The 518-nt window shown below is 42.9% G+C and carries 1 protein-coding gene; it reads right to left on the bottom strand.

Going from position 1 to position 518, the window contains the following annotated elements:
• A partial coding sequence (gene cysD / locus IC221_RS29305) for a sulfate adenylyltransferase subunit CysD (RefSeq protein WP_188172331.1) occupies window positions 1–518 on the bottom strand: 518 nt, incomplete at both ends.

The raw sequence follows: 518 nt of genomic DNA, 5'->3' as shown, positions 1-518 counted from the left end.
ATTCTTTCTTGAGCGATATATTGCCATACGTCCATTTCAGTCCAGTTGGAGATAGGGAAAATACGGAAGTGCTCATAGTCATTGTAACGACCATTGTAAAGCGTCCATAATTCCGGACGTTGGTTCTTAGGGTTCCACTGTCCAAACTCATCTCTGTGAGAGAAGAAACGCTCTTTTGCTCTTGCTTTTTCTTCATCTCTACGACCACCACCAAAAGCAGCGTCTACATTGTACTCTTCTAATGTTTCTAAAAGAGTCACCGCTTGTAAACCGTTTCTACTTGGGTTGATGCCTGTTTCTTCAACTGCAGTTCCTTTATCAATTGACCCTTGAACAGATCCTACGATTAGATCTAAGTCATATTCTTCTACCAGCCAATCTCTGTAATCAATGGCCTCAGGGAAGTTGTGTCCAGTATCCACGTGAATTAACGGGAAAGGCACTTTTCCTGGCCAGAATGCTTTTCTTGCAAGGTGCAACATGACAATAGAGTCCTTGCCACCAGAGAATAGCATTGC

The organism is Flammeovirga sp. EKP202, from assembly GCF_014534745.1.
Taxonomy (GTDB): Bacteria; Bacteroidota; Bacteroidia; order Cytophagales; family Flammeovirgaceae; genus Flammeovirga.
This window is presented reverse-complemented; position numbering and strand designations above follow the sequence as displayed.